Here is a 14,700-nt window from a genome sequence, read left to right as displayed (position 1 = left end):
TTAGTGTCGCGAGTGCGACGGGGTCAGATGGTATGGAGGGGCTTGCCCGCGAGAGCGAGGAAGGCCTCGCCGAGGGCTTCGCTCTGAGTGGGGTGCGCGTGGATGAAGGGCGCAATGTCCTCGGGGTGCGCTTCCCATCCGATCGCGAGCTGTCCCTCGGTGATGAGCTCGCCCACGCGGTCGCCCACGAGGTGGACGCCCACGACGGGTCCGTCCGTGATCCGGACGACCTTGGCGAACCCCGCTGTTCCGAGGATCTCGCTCTTCGCGTTGCCGGCGAGGTTGAACTCGAACGCCGTGATCCGGTCGCCGTGCGCAGCCCGCGCCTGCTCCTCGGTCAGCCCGACCGAGGCGACCTCGGGGTGCGAGTACGAGACACGCGGGATCGTCGATTCCGGCACCGGAACGGGCGAAAGCCCCGCGATCCGCTCGGCGACGAAGATGCCCTGCTGGAAGCTGCGATGCGCGAGCTGCAGGCCGGGGACGATGTCGCCGACGGCCCAGACGTGCGGAACCGTCGTCCGGAGGTCGGCGTCGACGGTCACGAAGCCGCGATCGAGCGCGACACCGGCTTCCGCCAGGCCGAGTCCGTCTGTGACCGGCCCACGGCCGACGGCGACCAGAACGTAGTCGGCATCGACGACGCGACCGTCCGAGAGGGTCACCGCGACGCCGTCCTCTCGTGCGCTCACGCCTTCGCACCGGGTCGACAGGGCGGTCTGGATGCCGCGCTTGCGGTACGCACGCTCGAGCGCCTTGCTCGACACGGCTTCCTCCGCGGGCAGCAGGCGATCCAGTGCTTCGACGACCAGGACCTCGGTGCCCAGTGAACGCCACGCACTGGCGAACTCGACGCCGATCACGCCGCCCCCGAGGATGACGACGGAGGCCGGCACCTCGTCGAGGGTGAGGGCGGTCTCGCTCGTGAGGATGCGGCCCCCGGGTTCGATCCCCGGGAGGGAGCGCGTCTGCGAACCGGTGGCGAGGATGACGTCGGTGCCGGCGTATTCGTCGTCGCCGACGAGGATGGTCCGTTCTGCGGTCAGTCGTCCGGCGCCGGCGACGACGGTGATCCCGCGCGTCGAGAGCAGGCTCTGCAGGCCGCGGTACTTCTTCGCGACGATGCCCTCCCGGTACGCGGTCATGCGTGCCGGGTCGAAGCCCGTCAACGTGGCGTCGACGCCGACGGCCGCGGCCTCGCGGACGTGATCGGCGATCTCGGCGGTGTGAAGCAGAGCTTTGGTGGGGACGCAGCCGCGGTGCAGGCACGTCCCGCCGACCTTGTCCTTCTCGATCAGCGCGACGGTCTTGCCGAGCTCGCTCGCCCGGATCGCGGCCGCGTACCCGCCGCTGCCGCCGCCGAGGACGACGAGGTCGAAGTCGTGACGGGTCATCGCGACTCCGTCTCGAGGAAGGCGAGGAGCGATCGCACCGTCGCGGCCGTCGGGCCCTTGTCCGTCGGGCCGAACGGCGATGCCTTGTTCTCGCCGCTGCCGGCGATGTCGAGGTGCACCCATGGGATGCGGGGGGCATCGGCATCCTCCGACGTCCGTCCGACGAATCGGCGCAGGAACAGGCCCGCGAACATCGTCCCGCCGGCAGGGTCGCCCACCTTCGCGTTGCGCATGTCGGCGATGGGGGAGTCGAGCTCGTCCTCCATGTGGTCGGGGAGCGGCAACTGCCACGCGGCTTCTCCGACGGATGCCGCCGCCTCGAGGTAGCGGGCGACGGTGGCGTCATCGCCCATGACGCCCGTGTGGCGGTTGCCGAGGGCGACGATGACGGCTCCCGTCAGGGTCGCGACGTCGACGATCACGTCGGGCTGCGTGCGGCTCGCCGCGACGAGACCATCCGCCATGACGAGGCGGCCCTCGGCATCCGTGTTCAGGACCTCGACGGTCGTGCCGTCGAGCATCCGGAGCACGTCGCCCGGGCGGGTCGCGCGTCCGGAGGGCATGTTGTCGGCGATGCAGAGCCACGCGGTGACACCGACGGAGAGTTCGCGCTGCGCTGCGGCGCGGACGACGGCGAGCGCCGTAGCCGCACCGGCCATGTCGAACTTCATCCCGACCATGGATGCCGGCGGCTTCAGCGACAGGCCGCCGGTGTCGAACGTGATGCCCTTGCCGACGATGGCGACGTGGCGGTCGGCGCCCGCGGGGGAGTAGCTGAGACGGACGAGGCGCGGCGGGCGGTCCGAACCCTGGCCGACACCGAGGATGCCGCCGAACCCCTGCGCGGCGAGCTCCGTCTCGTCGAGGACCTCGACGTCGACGGGCAGCCCCGCGACGGCCTCGATCGCGCGCTCGGCGAGATCGGCCGGGCTGAGCCATTCGGCGGGGATGTTGACGAGATCCTTGACGAGGGCGACGGCCGAACCCGCCACTTCGACGGCGCGCAGGTCGGCGGCATCGACGTCCGCTGTCAGGTGAAGGCTCACGTGGGCTGCCCGGGTCTTGGCGGGCTCACCCGACTTGTACCCCTCGAAGCGGTAGCCGCCCAGGACGGCGCCCTCGGCAGCCGCCCGCCAGTGCTCCTGTGCATGCGGAAGGGCGACGGCCACGTGCGCGAAGCCCGTGGTGGTGCGGATCGCCGCACCGACGGCATCCCGGATCGCGTCGCTCGACGGCGCTGCGCCGGTTCCGACGACGAACAGGGGGAGATCGGTGGATGCCGGGGCGAAGACCCGCACGGTGGTTCCCGCCACGCCCGTGTACCCGACGCCGCGGAGGACGTCCTCCACGCCGGGCCACTCGGACAGGACCGCCGCCGCCTCCTCGAGCGGCGGAAGGGCCAGGACGATCGCGTCGGCGCCGCCGTCGCGTGCGGGAGAGGTGGACACGGTCAGCTCGGGGTGCGGCATGGTCTCCATCCTATGGAGAGAGGCGTTCGCTCAGAGCGGGACGGCTCGCGCGCCGACCCCTTCGAGCCTGCTTCTACAGTGGAAGCATGCCCCTGTCTGGTCCCCTCTACGAGCGCATCACGACCGCGCCCCCTGTTCCGGCGGGCCTGCCCCTGGTCGTCGCGCTGACCGGCTTCACGGATGCCGGGTCCGCGGTCACGCGCGTCGTCGACCATCTGCACACCGAGCACGACCCGCAGCCGGTCGTGACGTTCAACCCCGACGTGCTCTTCGACTACCGGGCTCGGCGCCCGCTGATCACCTTCGACGGCGATCACCTCACGGACTACCGCCCGCCGCGCCTAGACCTCGCGCTCGTTCACGACGCGCTCGGTCAGCCGTTCGTCCTCCTGTCGGGCTACGAGCCCGACTTCGCGTGGGAGGCGTTCGTCGACACCGTCGTCGGGTTGGCCGAGGGGCTGCAGGTGCGATCTGTGACGTGGGTCCACGCGATCCCCATGCCCGTCCCGCACACGCGACCCCTCGGAACGACGGTCAGCGGCAACAGGTCCGACCTCACCGAGGCCCACTCCGTCTGGAAGCCGCGCACGCAGGTGCCCTCGACGGCGGGCCATCTCCTCGAGTACCGCCTGTCGGATGCGGGTGTCTCGGTGTCGGGTTTCGCCCTCCTCATCCCGCACTACCTCGCGGAGACCGACTTCCCCGCGGCGGCGATCGCCGCACTCGACAGCGTGTCGATCGCGACGGGACTCGTCTTCGACAGCGACACCCTGCGCGACGAGAACCGCGAGTACCTCGAGAAAGTCGACGATCAGGTCTCGGCGAGCGACGAGCTGACGACGATGCTTCACAATCTCGAGGCGCGCTACGACGCCTACATGGCGGGTTCCACGCAGGCTCAGCCGATCATCCACACGGGAGACCTCCCGTCGGCCGACGAACTCGCCGCCGAACTGGAGCGGTTCCTCGCGAATCGCCCGTCGGGTGACGACGATCGGCGGCCGGGCCTCGGCTGACAGGCCCGCCTCGCCCGTATTCATCCCTCTGTTGGGGGAATGCGCATACGGTTTTCGGTGTTGACACCGGTACGTCCTTCATGCATCCGACACGTATGAGAGAATGGACGAAATGACCCGTTGTCCGGTCCGAAGGAACGTCGTTGTGCGTGTCCGCGGGACTTGACAAGGGTCTTACTAGTGTCCGAAACCCGGCGGAATGCCGTCGGTGAAAGGCGAGACGTGACTTCGAGCACGAGGACCACCCGTACACGAGCGGCAGAAGCGGTCGACGAAGCTGACGTCGTCGAGCCTGCCGAGACCGAGGCGCCCGCAAAGAAGGCTCCGGCCAAGAAGGCTCCGGCGAAGAAAGCTCCCGCGAAGAAGCCCGCCGCGACGAAGGCGTCCCCGGCGAAGTCCCGTGCCAAGAAGTCCGCAGATGAGGACGACGAGGACGCTGAGGCGGACGAGGTCGAGCTCGACGCCGAGGCCACGGACGACACTTCCGACGACGACGCCAAGAAGGATGCCGACAAGGCGGACGGCGACGACGAGGACGAGCCCGCCAAGCCGGCGTTCACCGAGCCCCTTCCGACGGGCGCGATCGTCATCTCGTCGTCGGACGACGACGAGGTTCCGGTCTACTCGACGCAGATCACCGGCGCGACGGCCGACCCGGTCAAGGACTACCTGAAGCAGATCGGTAAGGTCCCGCTCCTCAACGCGGCCGAAGAGGTCGAGCTGGCGATGCGTATCGAGGCGGGTCTGTTCGCCGAAGAGAAGCTGTCGCACATGACGGCGGCGGAGAAGTCGTCGCAGTTGGGCCTCGACCTGCAGTGGGTCGCCCGTGACGGACAGCGCGCGAAGAGCCACCTGCTCGGCGCCAACCTCCGTCTCGTGGTCTCGCTGGCCAAGCGCTACACGGGCCGCGGCATGCAGTTCCTGGACCTCATCCAGGAGGGCAACCTCGGCCTCATCCGTGCCGTCGAGAAGTTCGATTACACCAAGGGCTTCAAGTTCTCGACCTACGCCACGTGGTGGATCCGTCAGGCCATCACGCGTGCGATGGCGGACCAGGCGCGCACCATCCGCATCCCGGTACACATGGTCGAGGTCATCAACAAGCTCGCCCGCGTGCAGCGTCAGATGCTCCAGGATCTGGGTCGCGAGCCCACGCCGGAAGAGCTCAGCCGCGAGCTTGACATGACGCCCGAGAAGGTTATCGAGGTCCAGAAGTACGGCCGCGAGCCCATTTCGCTTCACACCCCCCTGGGTGAGGACGGCGACAGCGAGTTCGGCGACCTCATCGAGGACACCGAGGCGGTCGTTCCTGCCGACGCCGTCGGCTTCACGATGCTGCAGCGTCAGCTCGAGTCGCTCCTCGATTCGCTGAGCGAGCGCGAGGCGGGCGTGATCCGCATGCGCTTCGGTCTCGGCGACGGCCAGCCCAAGACGCTCGACCAGATCGGCGACACGTTCGGCGTGACCCGCGAGCGGATCCGCCAGATCGAGTCCAAGACGATGGCGAAGCTGCGGCACCCGTCGCGGTCGCAGTCGCTCCGGGACTACCTCGAATGAGCGACGCCGCGAACGAGGGCAAGGAGCTCACGCGAGCGGTCGACGGCGCGACGTACGCCCGGATCCCCATCCGGACGCACGTCGTCATGCCGGGCGAGGACATCGACGAGATCGTCGCGACCTACGCCGCTGCGGAGCTCCGGCCCGGTGATCTGCTCTTCGTGACCGAGAAGATCGTGGCGATCACGCAGGGGCGCTCGTACCTCGTCGAGGACATCACGCCCAGGCCGCTCGCGCGGTTCCTGTCGCGCTATGTCGTGAAGACGAAGTACGGCATCGGCCTCGGCATGCCCGAGACGATGGAGATGGCGCTCCGTGAATGCGGAACGCCCCGCATCGTCTTCGCAGCGGGCGTCGCGGCCGTGACCAAGCTGTTCGGACGCCGCGGCGACTTCTACCGGATCGCCGGCGACAAGGCACGCTCCATCGACGGGCCCACGCCGCACACGATCCCGCCGTACAACAAGGCGGTCGTGCTCGGACCGAAGGAACCGGCGACGGTCGCCCGACGTCTGAAGGCGCAGCTCGGCGGGGGGAACGACGTCGCCGTCGTCGACATCAACGACATCGGGGGCAACATCCTCGGGTCGACGCTCGACAAGGCGGGGGAGCAGCGGCTCGTCCGCATCCTTTCGGACAACCCGCTCGGACAGGGACACCAGTCCACCCCGCTCGGCATCATCCGTCCGTCGAAGGCCTGACCGTGGGTGCCGTGAACAGGCTCTACCGTCGCGCTCGGTTCTTCGTGCGACGCGTGGTCAATTTCGACACGGACCGGGTCCTGCAGTTCGCGCGGCAGTCGGCCCGGCTGTCGAAGGCGCCGCTGTGGTGGGTCGTCGCTGACATGGCATGGTGCTCGGTGCGCTACGAGACCACCTTCGAGAACTACTCGGAGTGGGACTTCCGCATCCTGAAGGCGCGCGAGCGCAAGACCTACATGACCGACCCCAAGTCGTTCCACCTGTCGCGCCGACTCAACGACGACGCGCAGCGCGCGATCTTCGACGACAAGCTGCAGTTCGCGACGCGGTTCGGACCCGAGCTCGGCCGTGAGTGGATCGATCTCGACCAGACGGATGCCGCGGCCTTCGCCGATTTCCTGAGCCGGCATCCGCGGATCATCGCCAAGAACCCCGGCGGCGTGGGCGGCAACGGCATCACGTTGGTCGACTCCGTCGACATCGACGACCCGGCCGCCTTCCGGGATCGGCTGCTCGCCGATCGTCAGACCCTCGTCGAACAGGTGCTCGTGCAGCATCCCGACATGGCGGAGCTGTACCCCGGCAGCGTCAACTCCCTGCGGATGGTGTCCTACCTCGATCCCGACGGCGAGGTACACGTGCTCGCGGGTGTGCTGAAGATCGGCAACGGCGGCGTCATCGACAACTTCAGCAACGGCGGCATGTACACGATGCTCGACGAGCGCGGCCGTGCACTGCACGCGGCGAGCGATGAAGAGGGTCGTCCCTTCGCCGAGCACCCTGCGACCGGAACGCCCATCACGGGGTTCCAGGTCCCGCTCTACGACGAGGTCCTCGAGCTCGTGGACCGCCTGGCGCGGCGCGTGCCCGCGTTCCCGTACATCGGGTGGGACATCGCGATCACTCCGGAGGGACCCGTCGTCATCGAGGGCAACCACAACTCCGGTGTGTTCCAGTCGAAGCCTTCGGTCTCCGGCATCCGTCGCGGCCTCCTCCCGCGGTATCGCGCCGCAATGCGTTTCTGACCGACCCGAACCGAAGGGACCGCCATGCGCCGCATCCGCGTTCGCCTGCAGTACCTGATCCGACGCGCGCGCAAGCTCCGGCCGGGCAACCTCGTCGAGTTCGCGCGGACCGTGCAGCAGGTCTCCAAGGCCCCGCTGCCCGTCATCATCGCCGACATGCTGTGGTGCTCGGTGCGCTACGACATGGCCTTCCGCGACTACGCCGTGTGGGACATCCGTCTGCTGAACGCGCGGGAGCGGAAGACGTGGATGACGCACCCCAAGTCGTTCCGCATCACGAAGATGTACAACACGCCCGAGGGGCGGTCGAAGCTCGAGGACAAGCGCCGGTTCGCCCGCGAGTACGCCGACCTGCTCGGTCGCGAGACGATCGATCTGCGTGATGTCGACGATGCCGCGCTGACGGCTTTCCTCGCGCGCCATCCGCGCGTCCTCGCGAAGCCGAACGAGGGACACGGCGGCGGCGGCATCGACCTGCACGAGGTGGGTGCGGACGTCGACGTCGCCGCGTTCCGCGCGGAGGTCACCGCGAAGGGGCAGACGGTCCTCGACGAGTTCATCGTCCAGCACCCCGAGATGTCGGCGCTTTATCCGGATGCCGTCAACACCGTCCGGCTCATCACGTTCCTCGACGGCGAGGACCGGGTGCACCTGCTTGCCGCCGTCCTGCGCATCGGCAACGGGGACGTCATCGACAACTTCGCGTCGGGCGGGATGTTCACGATGCTCGACGACGAGGGCGTCGCGCTCTACCCGGGCGTCGACAAGAACAGCAACGTGTATCGGGAGCATCCTGCCACGGGGACCCCGATCGTCGGGTTCCAGGTGCCGCAGTACGACCGCGTGCTCGACCTGGTCGCCTCGCTCGCCCGGCGGACCCCGGAAGCGCCCTACGTCGGCTGGGACATCGCGATCACGGCGAACGGTCCCGTCGTGATCGAGGGCAACCACAACTCGAGTGTCTTCCAGCCCAAGCCCTCGGCCTCCGGCGTCCGCACGGGACTGCTGCCCGTGTATCAGGCGGCCGTCGGCTTCTGAATCGGTTCCGCATACGCGAAGGCCCCCTGCCTCAGCAGGGGGCCTTCGTCGTATTCGGGATGCCTCGGCTCAGACCGATTCGGTCAGGCGTGCGGTCTCGTCGTGCCATGACGTGGCGACGGCGCGGAGCTTCTCTTCGTACTTGCGCCCGTGGTGGGCGCAGAAGAGGAGCTCGCTGCCGTTGACCTCGGCGGCGATGTAGGCCTGGGCGCCGCAGGAATCGCAGCGATCCATCGCCGTGAGGCGGTGCTCGAGGACGGCTCCAGGCTCGGTGGTGGTCGACGTGCTCATGTCAGGTGCCTCCTCGTACTGCTCATGACGGGTGAACTGTCATGTCATACAACCACGGGGATGTGGCACGTATGCCGCCATTGCATGACATTTCGCTGTGCGCGTACGGTATGCGCGCGCTGTGCATGACGAGCTCGCGTCGGCGTGTGTGTCGGTCGGCTCGGTGTCAGCCGCGGCGAATACGATGGGAGATCGTGACAGCCGAGTATTCCGCCCATCATCTCCAGGTCCTGGAAGGGCTCGAAGCGGTCCGCAAGCGGCCCGGCATGTACATCGGCTCGACCGACTCCCGCGGTCTCATGCACTGCCTCTGGGAGATCATCGACAACTCCGTCGACGAGGCCCTCGGCGGGCACGGCGACCGGATCGAGATCCTTCTCTACGCCGACGGCAGCGTCGAAGTGCGCGACCGCGCCCGCGGCATCCCCGTCGACATCGAGCCCCGGACGGGTCTCTCGGGTGTCGAGGTGGTCTTCACGAAGCTGCACGCGGGCGGCAAGTTCGGCGGCGGCTCGTACGCCGCCTCGGGCGGTCTGCACGGTGTCGGAGCGTCGGTCGTCAACGCCCTGTCGGAGCGCCTGGACGTCGAGGTCGACCGCGGCGGCAAGACGTACGCGATGTCGTTCCACCGCGGCGAGCCCGGATCGTTCGACGGAGACGGTCCCTCGACCACCTTCCGTCCCTTCGAGAAGTCCAGCGAACTCCGCGTCGTCGGCAAGGCGCCCCGCGGCGTCACCGGCAGTCGCATCCGGTACTGGGCGGACCGGCAGATCTTCACGAAGGACGCTGCCTTCGACCTCGGAGAGCTCGAGCAGCGTGCGCGGCAGACGGCGTTCCTCGTCCCGGGGCTCGAGATCGTCATCGTCGATCGGCGGACCGACGAGGAGATCGAGACGAGCTTCCGCTACGACGGCGGCATCTCCGAGTTCGCGGAGTTCCTGGCGCCGGACGCGCCGATCACCGACACCTGGCGCCTCTCGGGCACCGGCACGTTCACCGAGACGGTGCCGGTCCTGCAGGCGTCGGGGGCCATGGTCCCGACCGAGGTGGAACGCGAGTGCGAGGTCGACATCGCGCTGCGCTGGGGCACCGGGTACGAGACCGTCGCCCGCTCGTTCGTCAACATCATCGCGACCCCCAAGGGGGGCACGCACCAGCAGGGCTTCGAGCAGGGGCTCATGAAGACCCTCCGCGGTCAGATCGAGTCGAACGCGCGCAAGCTCAAGGTCGGCGCGAACGAGAAGATCGAGAAGGACGACATCCTCGCGGGGCTTTCGACCGTCCTCACGGTGCGTCTGCCCGAGCCGCAGTTCGAGGGGCAGACCAAGGAGATCCTCGGCACGCCCGCGGTCCGCAACATCGTTGCATCCGTCGTCTCGAAGGAGCTGGCTGCGAAGTTCGCATCGTCGAAGCGGGACGACAAGGCGCAGACGGCGCTCCTGCTCGAGAAGATCGTCTCGGAGATGAAGGCGCGCATCTCTGCGCGCACGCACAAAGAGACCCAGCGACGCAAGAATGCGCTCGAGTCGTCGTCTCTGCCGACGAAGCTCGCGGACTGCCGCACGAACGACGTGGCCGAGTCCGAACTGTTCATCGTCGAGGGCGACTCCGCGCTCGGCACCGCGAAGCTCGCGCGCAACAGCGAGTACCAGGCGCTGCTGCCGATCCGCGGCAAGATCCTCAACGTGCAGAAGGCCTCGGTCAGCGACATGCTCTCGAACGCCGAGTGCGCCGCGATCATCCAGGTGATCGGCGCGGGGTCCGGACGATCCTTCGACTTCGAGGCCGCGCGCTACGGGAAGATCATCTTGATGAGCGACGCCGACGTCGACGGGGCGCACATCCGCACGCTGCTGTTGACCCTGTTCTTCCGCTACATGCGTCCGCTGATCGAGGAGGGCCGCGTGTACGCCGCCGTCCCGCCGTTGCACCGCGTCGTCGTCATGAACCCCGGCACCAAGCCGAACGAGACGATCTACACGTACAGCGAGCAGGAGCTGCACACCCTCCTGGCGAAGCTGACGAAGTCGGGCAAGCGGTGGCAGGAACCGGTCCAGCGCTACAAGGGTCTCGGTGAGATGGATGCCGATCAGCTCGCCACGACGACGATGGACCGGGCCGGGCGCACACTGCGACGCGTGCGCGTGCAAGACGCCGAGGTCGCTTCGACGGTGTTCGAGCTGCTGATGGGGTCCGAGGTCGCTCCGCGCCGCGACTTCATCGTGACCTCGAGCGAACGGCTCGATCGCGAGCGCATCGACGCCTGACCCCTGCGGCGCTAGCGTGACGGGTATGGAAGCCCACCGCGTCGTCGCGCCCGTCATCGCCCCGGGGGAGAAGCCCAAGGGTCCCGCCTCGTACTTCCCGAGCATCGAGAAGACCTACGGTCAACCGGTGCAGCACTGGCTCGACGTCGCCGCCGACAGCCTGGACACCCGGACGCACATGGAGACCGTGGCTGTCCTCAAGGACGAGCACGGGCTCGGGCACGGACACGCGAACGCGATCGTCGCCTACGTGAAGGCGAAGCTCGCAGGCTGAACCCTGCTCAGGCCACCGTCGTGCCGATGGCGCCGACCGCGGCGTCGAGCGCCTGGCCGGAGGCATCCCGCTTCGCGCCCGTCTCGGGCAGCGATCGGACCGCGCCGTCGATGCCGACGGCGCGCGGTTGGTCGCCGACCCACGCGACGAGCAACGCGTCCTCCCACCGGAGGAAACGCTGCGCGCGGACGCCGCCGGTCGCCCGACCCTTGGCGGGGAACTCGGAGAACAGCGAGACCTTCGCCGACCCCGGATCGGTCCCCGGCAAGGCGGCACTCGCTCCCGCGACCGTCGCCACGACGGTCTCGTCCGTTGCGGTCACGGCGGTGAAGGCGATGACGCGGGCGCCGTCCGAGAGCCGGATGCCGGCCATCCCGCCGGCCGACCGACCCTGAGGGCGGACCGCCGAGGCCTCGAACCGCAGGAGCTGCGCGTCGCTCGAGACGAAGACGAGCTCACTCGCGTCGTCGGCGAGGGTAGCACCGACGACGGTGTCGCCCGGCTTGAGCGAGATGATCTCGACGTCCGGCTTTCCCGGCGGCAGCTCGGTCGCCGAGACGCGCTTGACGACGCCCTGCGCCGTGCCGAGCGCGATCGGGGCGGCATCCGTCAGCGGGACGATCGCGACGACGTGCTCGGCCGGGGCGAGTCCCAGATACTGGTCCGCGCGGGTTCCCGCGGCGAGCTGCACCGAGTTCGCCGGCACGGACGGCAGGTCGACGGGCGTGAAGCGGACCAGTCGACCCCGGGTCGTGACCGCGCCGAGGTCGCCGCGCGTCGTGCCGTTCACCCAGGAGCGGATCGCGTCGTGCTTCGACCGGCGAGCGGGCGGGACCACGCCCCCGCCGGGCGCGTCGGCCACGAGCTCTGCGCGCACCATGCGTCCGGTCGCCGAGAGATAGACGCGGCACGGGGCGTCGGCGATCTGAAGGTCCGCCGGCGCTGCGGCGCGGCCGCGGGGAGCGACGGGACCACCGTTCATGAGGAGCGTCCGGCGGGGCGTGCCGAAGGCGTCGGATGCGGCATCCAATTCGGTCGCGACCTGGCGCCGCAAGAGCACCTCGCTGCCGAGGAGCTCCTCGAGGGCGGCGATGTCGGCCTTCAGCGTGTTCTGCTCGGCCTCGAGTTCGACGCGCGAGAACCTCGTGAGTCGGCGCAGCCGCAGCTCGAGGATGTACTCGGCCTGCAGCTGAGACAGGTCGAACACGTCCATGAGGCGCGTACGGGCCTGCTCGCTGTCATCCGAGGTGCGGATGACCTGGATGACCTCGTCGATGTCGAGGATCGCGATGAGGAGGCCCTCGACGAGGTGCAGGCGCTCCTGCTTGCGCGCGAGCCGGTAACGGCTGCGGCGGGTGACGACCTGGATGCGGTGATCCAGGTACACGCGCAACAGCTCTTTGAGGCCGAGCGTCTGGGGCTGTCCGCCGACGAGGGCGACGTTGTTGATGCCGAAGGAGTCCTCGAGCGGCGTGAGCCGATAGAGCTGTTCGAGGACCGCGTTCGGGTCGAAGCCGGTCTTGATTCCGATGACGAGCCGCAGGCCGTTGTTGCGGTCGGTGAGGTCGGTGAGGTCCGAGATGCCGGTGAGCTTCTTCGACGAGACGGCGTCGCGGATCTTCTCCATGACGCGCTCCGGCCCCACCATGTAAGGGAGCTCTGTGACGACGATGCCGGTGCGGCGCGGGCCGAGCGATTCGATCGACGTCTTCGCGCGGGTGCGGAACGTGCCGCGGCCGGTCTGGTAGGCCTCCTTGATGCCGTCGAGGCCCACGATGACGCCGCCACCGGGGAGATCCGGTCCCGGCACGAACTCCATGAGCTCCTCGAGGGTCGCCCCGGGGTTCTCGAGCAGGTGGATGGCGGCCGACACGACCTCGATGAGGTTGTGCGGCGCCATGTTCGTCGCCATGCCGACGGCGATACCGGTCGCACCGTTGACGAGCAGGTTCGGGAACGCGGCGGAAAGCACCTCCGGCTGCTGGAACTGGCCGTCGTAGTTCGGGATGAAGTCGACGACGTCCTCGTCGAGGTTCTCCGTGAGCGCCAGAGCGGATGCCGCGAGTCGGGCTTCGGTGTATCGCGCGGCAGCCGGCCCGTCGTCGAGCGAACCGAAGTTGCCGTGCCCGTCCACCAGGGGCACGCGGAGGGCGAAGTCCTGCGCGAGGCGGACGAGCGCGTCGTAGATCGCGGAGTCGCCGTGCGGGTGGAGCTTGCCCATCACGTCACCGACGACACGCGCACTCTTCACGTGGCCGCGGTCCGGGCGCAGGCCCATCTCGGACATCTGGAAGAGGATGCGGCGCTGCACCGGCTTCAGGCCGTCGCGGGCATCCGGAAGGGCGCGCGAGTAGATGACCGAGTAGGCGTACTCCAGGAACGAGCCCTGCATCTCGTCAGCGAGGTCGACGTCCTCAATGCGTTCAACAGCGGGCGGGGGAGGGGGAGTGCGCGATGCCATGGCCTCGATCGGTCTTCGGGAGATGCTGCGAGGGGCCAGAAACGGCGGCGGAGCACCGTGTGGAAGACTGACCCGGGTGTCTCTCAGCCTACCCGTGGACCCGCCGTCAGCCCGGAGCCTCACCGGTGTCGTGCCGCAGATCCTGGCCTCTCTCGAGGGGCGGGGCGAGTGGTTCCCGCCCGCCCGGTCGGCGATCGTGCTGCTGGTCGACGGTCTCGGCCGTGCGAACCTGACCGCCCGCGCCGGATACGCGCGCTTCCTCACCGGGCGGATGACCAAGAAAGATTCCGCCCGCACCGTCTTCCCCTCGACCACGGCGGTCGCGCTCGCGAGCCTGCTCACGGGGGAGACGCCCGGCACGCATGGATTGGTCGGCTACCGCGCGCGCGTCCCCGGCACGGATCTCGCGCCCAACCAGCTCAAGGGCTGGGAGACGGACGGACTCGACCCGTTGACCTGGCAGCGCTCGGTCCCGCTGCTCCAGCGCGAGGCAGAGGCGGGGCGGCCGTGCTTCGTCGTCTCGCAGCCGCGCTACGCCGGGACCGGGTTCACCGCCGCCCTGCAGCGGGGGGCCGAGTTCGTGGGTGCGGCCTCGATCGCCGAGCGCGTGGAACGTGCCGCGGACCTGGCACTCCGGCATCCCGGAGCCGTCGTCTACGCGTACGTCCCGGAATTGGACACCATCGCCCACGCCCGCGGGTGGGAGAGCGACGAGTGGGCCGCGGCGCTCGAGCGAGTGGACGGTGCGGCACGCGATCTGGATGCCGCCATCGGCTCCCACGCCGCGGCGGTTCTCACCGCCGATCACGGCATCGTCGACGTCCCCCGCCATCGCCAGGTCCTCCTGCGTGACGGCGACCCGCTCGTCGAGAACGTGACCATCGTCGCGGGCGAGCCGCGCATGCTCCACCTCTACACGGAGGACGGACGCGCGGACGAGGTCCTGGAGCGGTGGCGGGATGCCGAGTCCCCCCGCGCCTGGGTGATGTCACGCGACGAGGCGGTCGCCGCCGGACTGTTCGGCGCCTCGCCCGATCCCGAGGTGCTGCCGCGGATCGGCGATGTCCTCATCGCCGCCCGGTCCGCCGTCGCGTACTACGACGACCGGGAGGCCGACAAGAAGCCGCAGAACATGATCGGGCAGCACGGCTCGCTCACCGATCAGGAGCGGGTCGTCCCGCTCGTGCGGCTCGGGGCCTTCGGCTGA

General features: G+C 69.0%; 12 protein-coding genes. 8 read left to right on the top strand and 4 right to left on the bottom strand.

Features of this window, described 5'->3' with window-relative positions; all coding sequences use genetic code 11:
* Nucleotides 1–23 precede the first annotated feature (23 nt).
* Nucleotides 24–1,394, bottom strand: a complete 1,371-nt coding sequence (gene lpdA / locus H286_RS0105185; RefSeq protein ID WP_020097352.1) for a dihydrolipoyl dehydrogenase — start codon at nucleotides 1,392–1,394, stop codon at nucleotides 24–26.
* Nucleotides 1,391–2,863, bottom strand: a complete 1,473-nt coding sequence (locus H286_RS0105180; protein WP_020097351.1) for a leucyl aminopeptidase — start codon at nucleotides 2,861–2,863, stop codon at nucleotides 1,391–1,393. The genes lpdA and H286_RS0105180 overlap by 4 nt, the downstream gene beginning before the upstream one ends.
* A gap of 86 nt (nucleotides 2,864–2,949) precedes the next feature.
* Here H286_RS0105180 and H286_RS0105175 point away from each other — a divergent pair, with 86 nt between their 5' ends.
* The 5 genes from H286_RS0105175 (at nucleotide 2,950) to H286_RS0105155 (ending at nucleotide 8,200) form a co-directional block, all read left to right on the top strand.
* Complete coding sequence (locus H286_RS0105175; protein ID WP_018186675.1) at nucleotides 2,950–3,879, top strand: proteasome assembly chaperone family protein; 930 nt, start codon at nucleotides 2,950–2,952, stop codon at nucleotides 3,877–3,879.
* Nucleotides 3,880–4,101: 222 nt separating this feature from the next.
* Complete coding sequence (locus tag H286_RS0105170) at nucleotides 4,102–5,436, top strand: RNA polymerase sigma factor (protein WP_020097350.1); 1,335 nt, start codon at nucleotides 4,102–4,104, stop codon at nucleotides 5,434–5,436.
* The gene (locus H286_RS0105165) at nucleotides 5,433–6,137 is read left to right on the top strand and encodes a coenzyme F420-0:L-glutamate ligase (protein ID WP_020097349.1); all 705 of its coding nucleotides are present in this window, start codon (nucleotides 5,433–5,435) and stop codon (nucleotides 6,135–6,137) included. The genes H286_RS0105170 and H286_RS0105165 overlap by 4 nt, the downstream gene beginning before the upstream one ends.
* A gap of 11 nt (nucleotides 6,138–6,148) precedes the next feature.
* The gene (locus tag H286_RS0105160; protein ID WP_231370891.1) at nucleotides 6,149–7,162 is read left to right on the top strand and encodes a sugar-transfer associated ATP-grasp domain-containing protein; all 1,014 of its coding nucleotides are present in this window, start codon (nucleotides 6,149–6,151) and stop codon (nucleotides 7,160–7,162) included.
* A gap of 24 nt (nucleotides 7,163–7,186) precedes the next feature.
* Complete coding sequence (locus H286_RS0105155) at nucleotides 7,187–8,200, top strand: sugar-transfer associated ATP-grasp domain-containing protein (RefSeq protein WP_020097347.1); 1,014 nt, start codon at nucleotides 7,187–7,189, stop codon at nucleotides 8,198–8,200.
* Nucleotides 8,201–8,269: 69 nt separating this feature from the next.
* Here the strand turns inward: H286_RS0105155 and H286_RS0105150 are convergent, their stop codons facing one another.
* On the bottom strand, nucleotides 8,270–8,491 hold the full coding sequence (locus H286_RS0105150) for a DUF7455 domain-containing protein (RefSeq protein ID WP_018186680.1): 222 nt from the start codon (nucleotides 8,489–8,491) through the stop codon (nucleotides 8,270–8,272).
* Nucleotides 8,492–8,685: 194 nt separating this feature from the next.
* On the opposite strand from H286_RS0105150, the gene H286_RS0105145 reads away from it, so the two are divergent.
* Together H286_RS0105145 and H286_RS0105140 are read left to right on the top strand one after the other, a co-directional pair.
* Nucleotides 8,686–10,758: a DNA topoisomerase IV subunit B gene (locus H286_RS0105145; protein WP_020097346.1), complete on the top strand. Its 2,073-nt coding sequence runs from the start codon at nucleotides 8,686–8,688 to the stop codon at nucleotides 10,756–10,758.
* A gap of 25 nt (nucleotides 10,759–10,783) precedes the next feature.
* Nucleotides 10,784–11,032 carry a DUF4287 domain-containing protein gene (locus H286_RS0105140; protein WP_020097345.1) on the top strand — a complete coding sequence of 83 codons (249 nt, stop codon included), beginning with the start codon at nucleotides 10,784–10,786 and terminating at the stop codon, nucleotides 11,030–11,032.
* 7 nt (nucleotides 11,033–11,039) lie between these two features.
* On the opposite strand, the gene H286_RS0105135 is transcribed toward H286_RS0105140, so the two are convergent.
* Nucleotides 11,040–13,493: a DNA gyrase/topoisomerase IV subunit A gene (locus H286_RS0105135; RefSeq protein ID WP_028497399.1), complete on the bottom strand. Its 2,454-nt coding sequence runs from the start codon at nucleotides 13,491–13,493 to the stop codon at nucleotides 11,040–11,042.
* Between the two features lie 94 nt (nucleotides 13,494–13,587).
* On the opposite strand from H286_RS0105135, the gene H286_RS0105130 reads away from it, so the two are divergent.
* Nucleotides 13,588–14,700 (top strand): alkaline phosphatase family protein, encoded by a 1,113-nt coding sequence (locus tag H286_RS0105130; protein ID WP_020097343.1) that lies wholly within the window; start codon nucleotides 13,588–13,590, stop codon nucleotides 14,698–14,700.

Source organism: Microbacterium sp. 11MF (assembly GCF_000383475.1).
Lineage (GTDB): Bacteria > Actinomycetota > Actinomycetes > Actinomycetales > Microbacteriaceae > Microbacterium > Microbacterium aquilitoris.
Note: the sequence above shows the minus strand (reverse complement) of the source record. Positions and strands in the feature narration are given on the sequence as shown.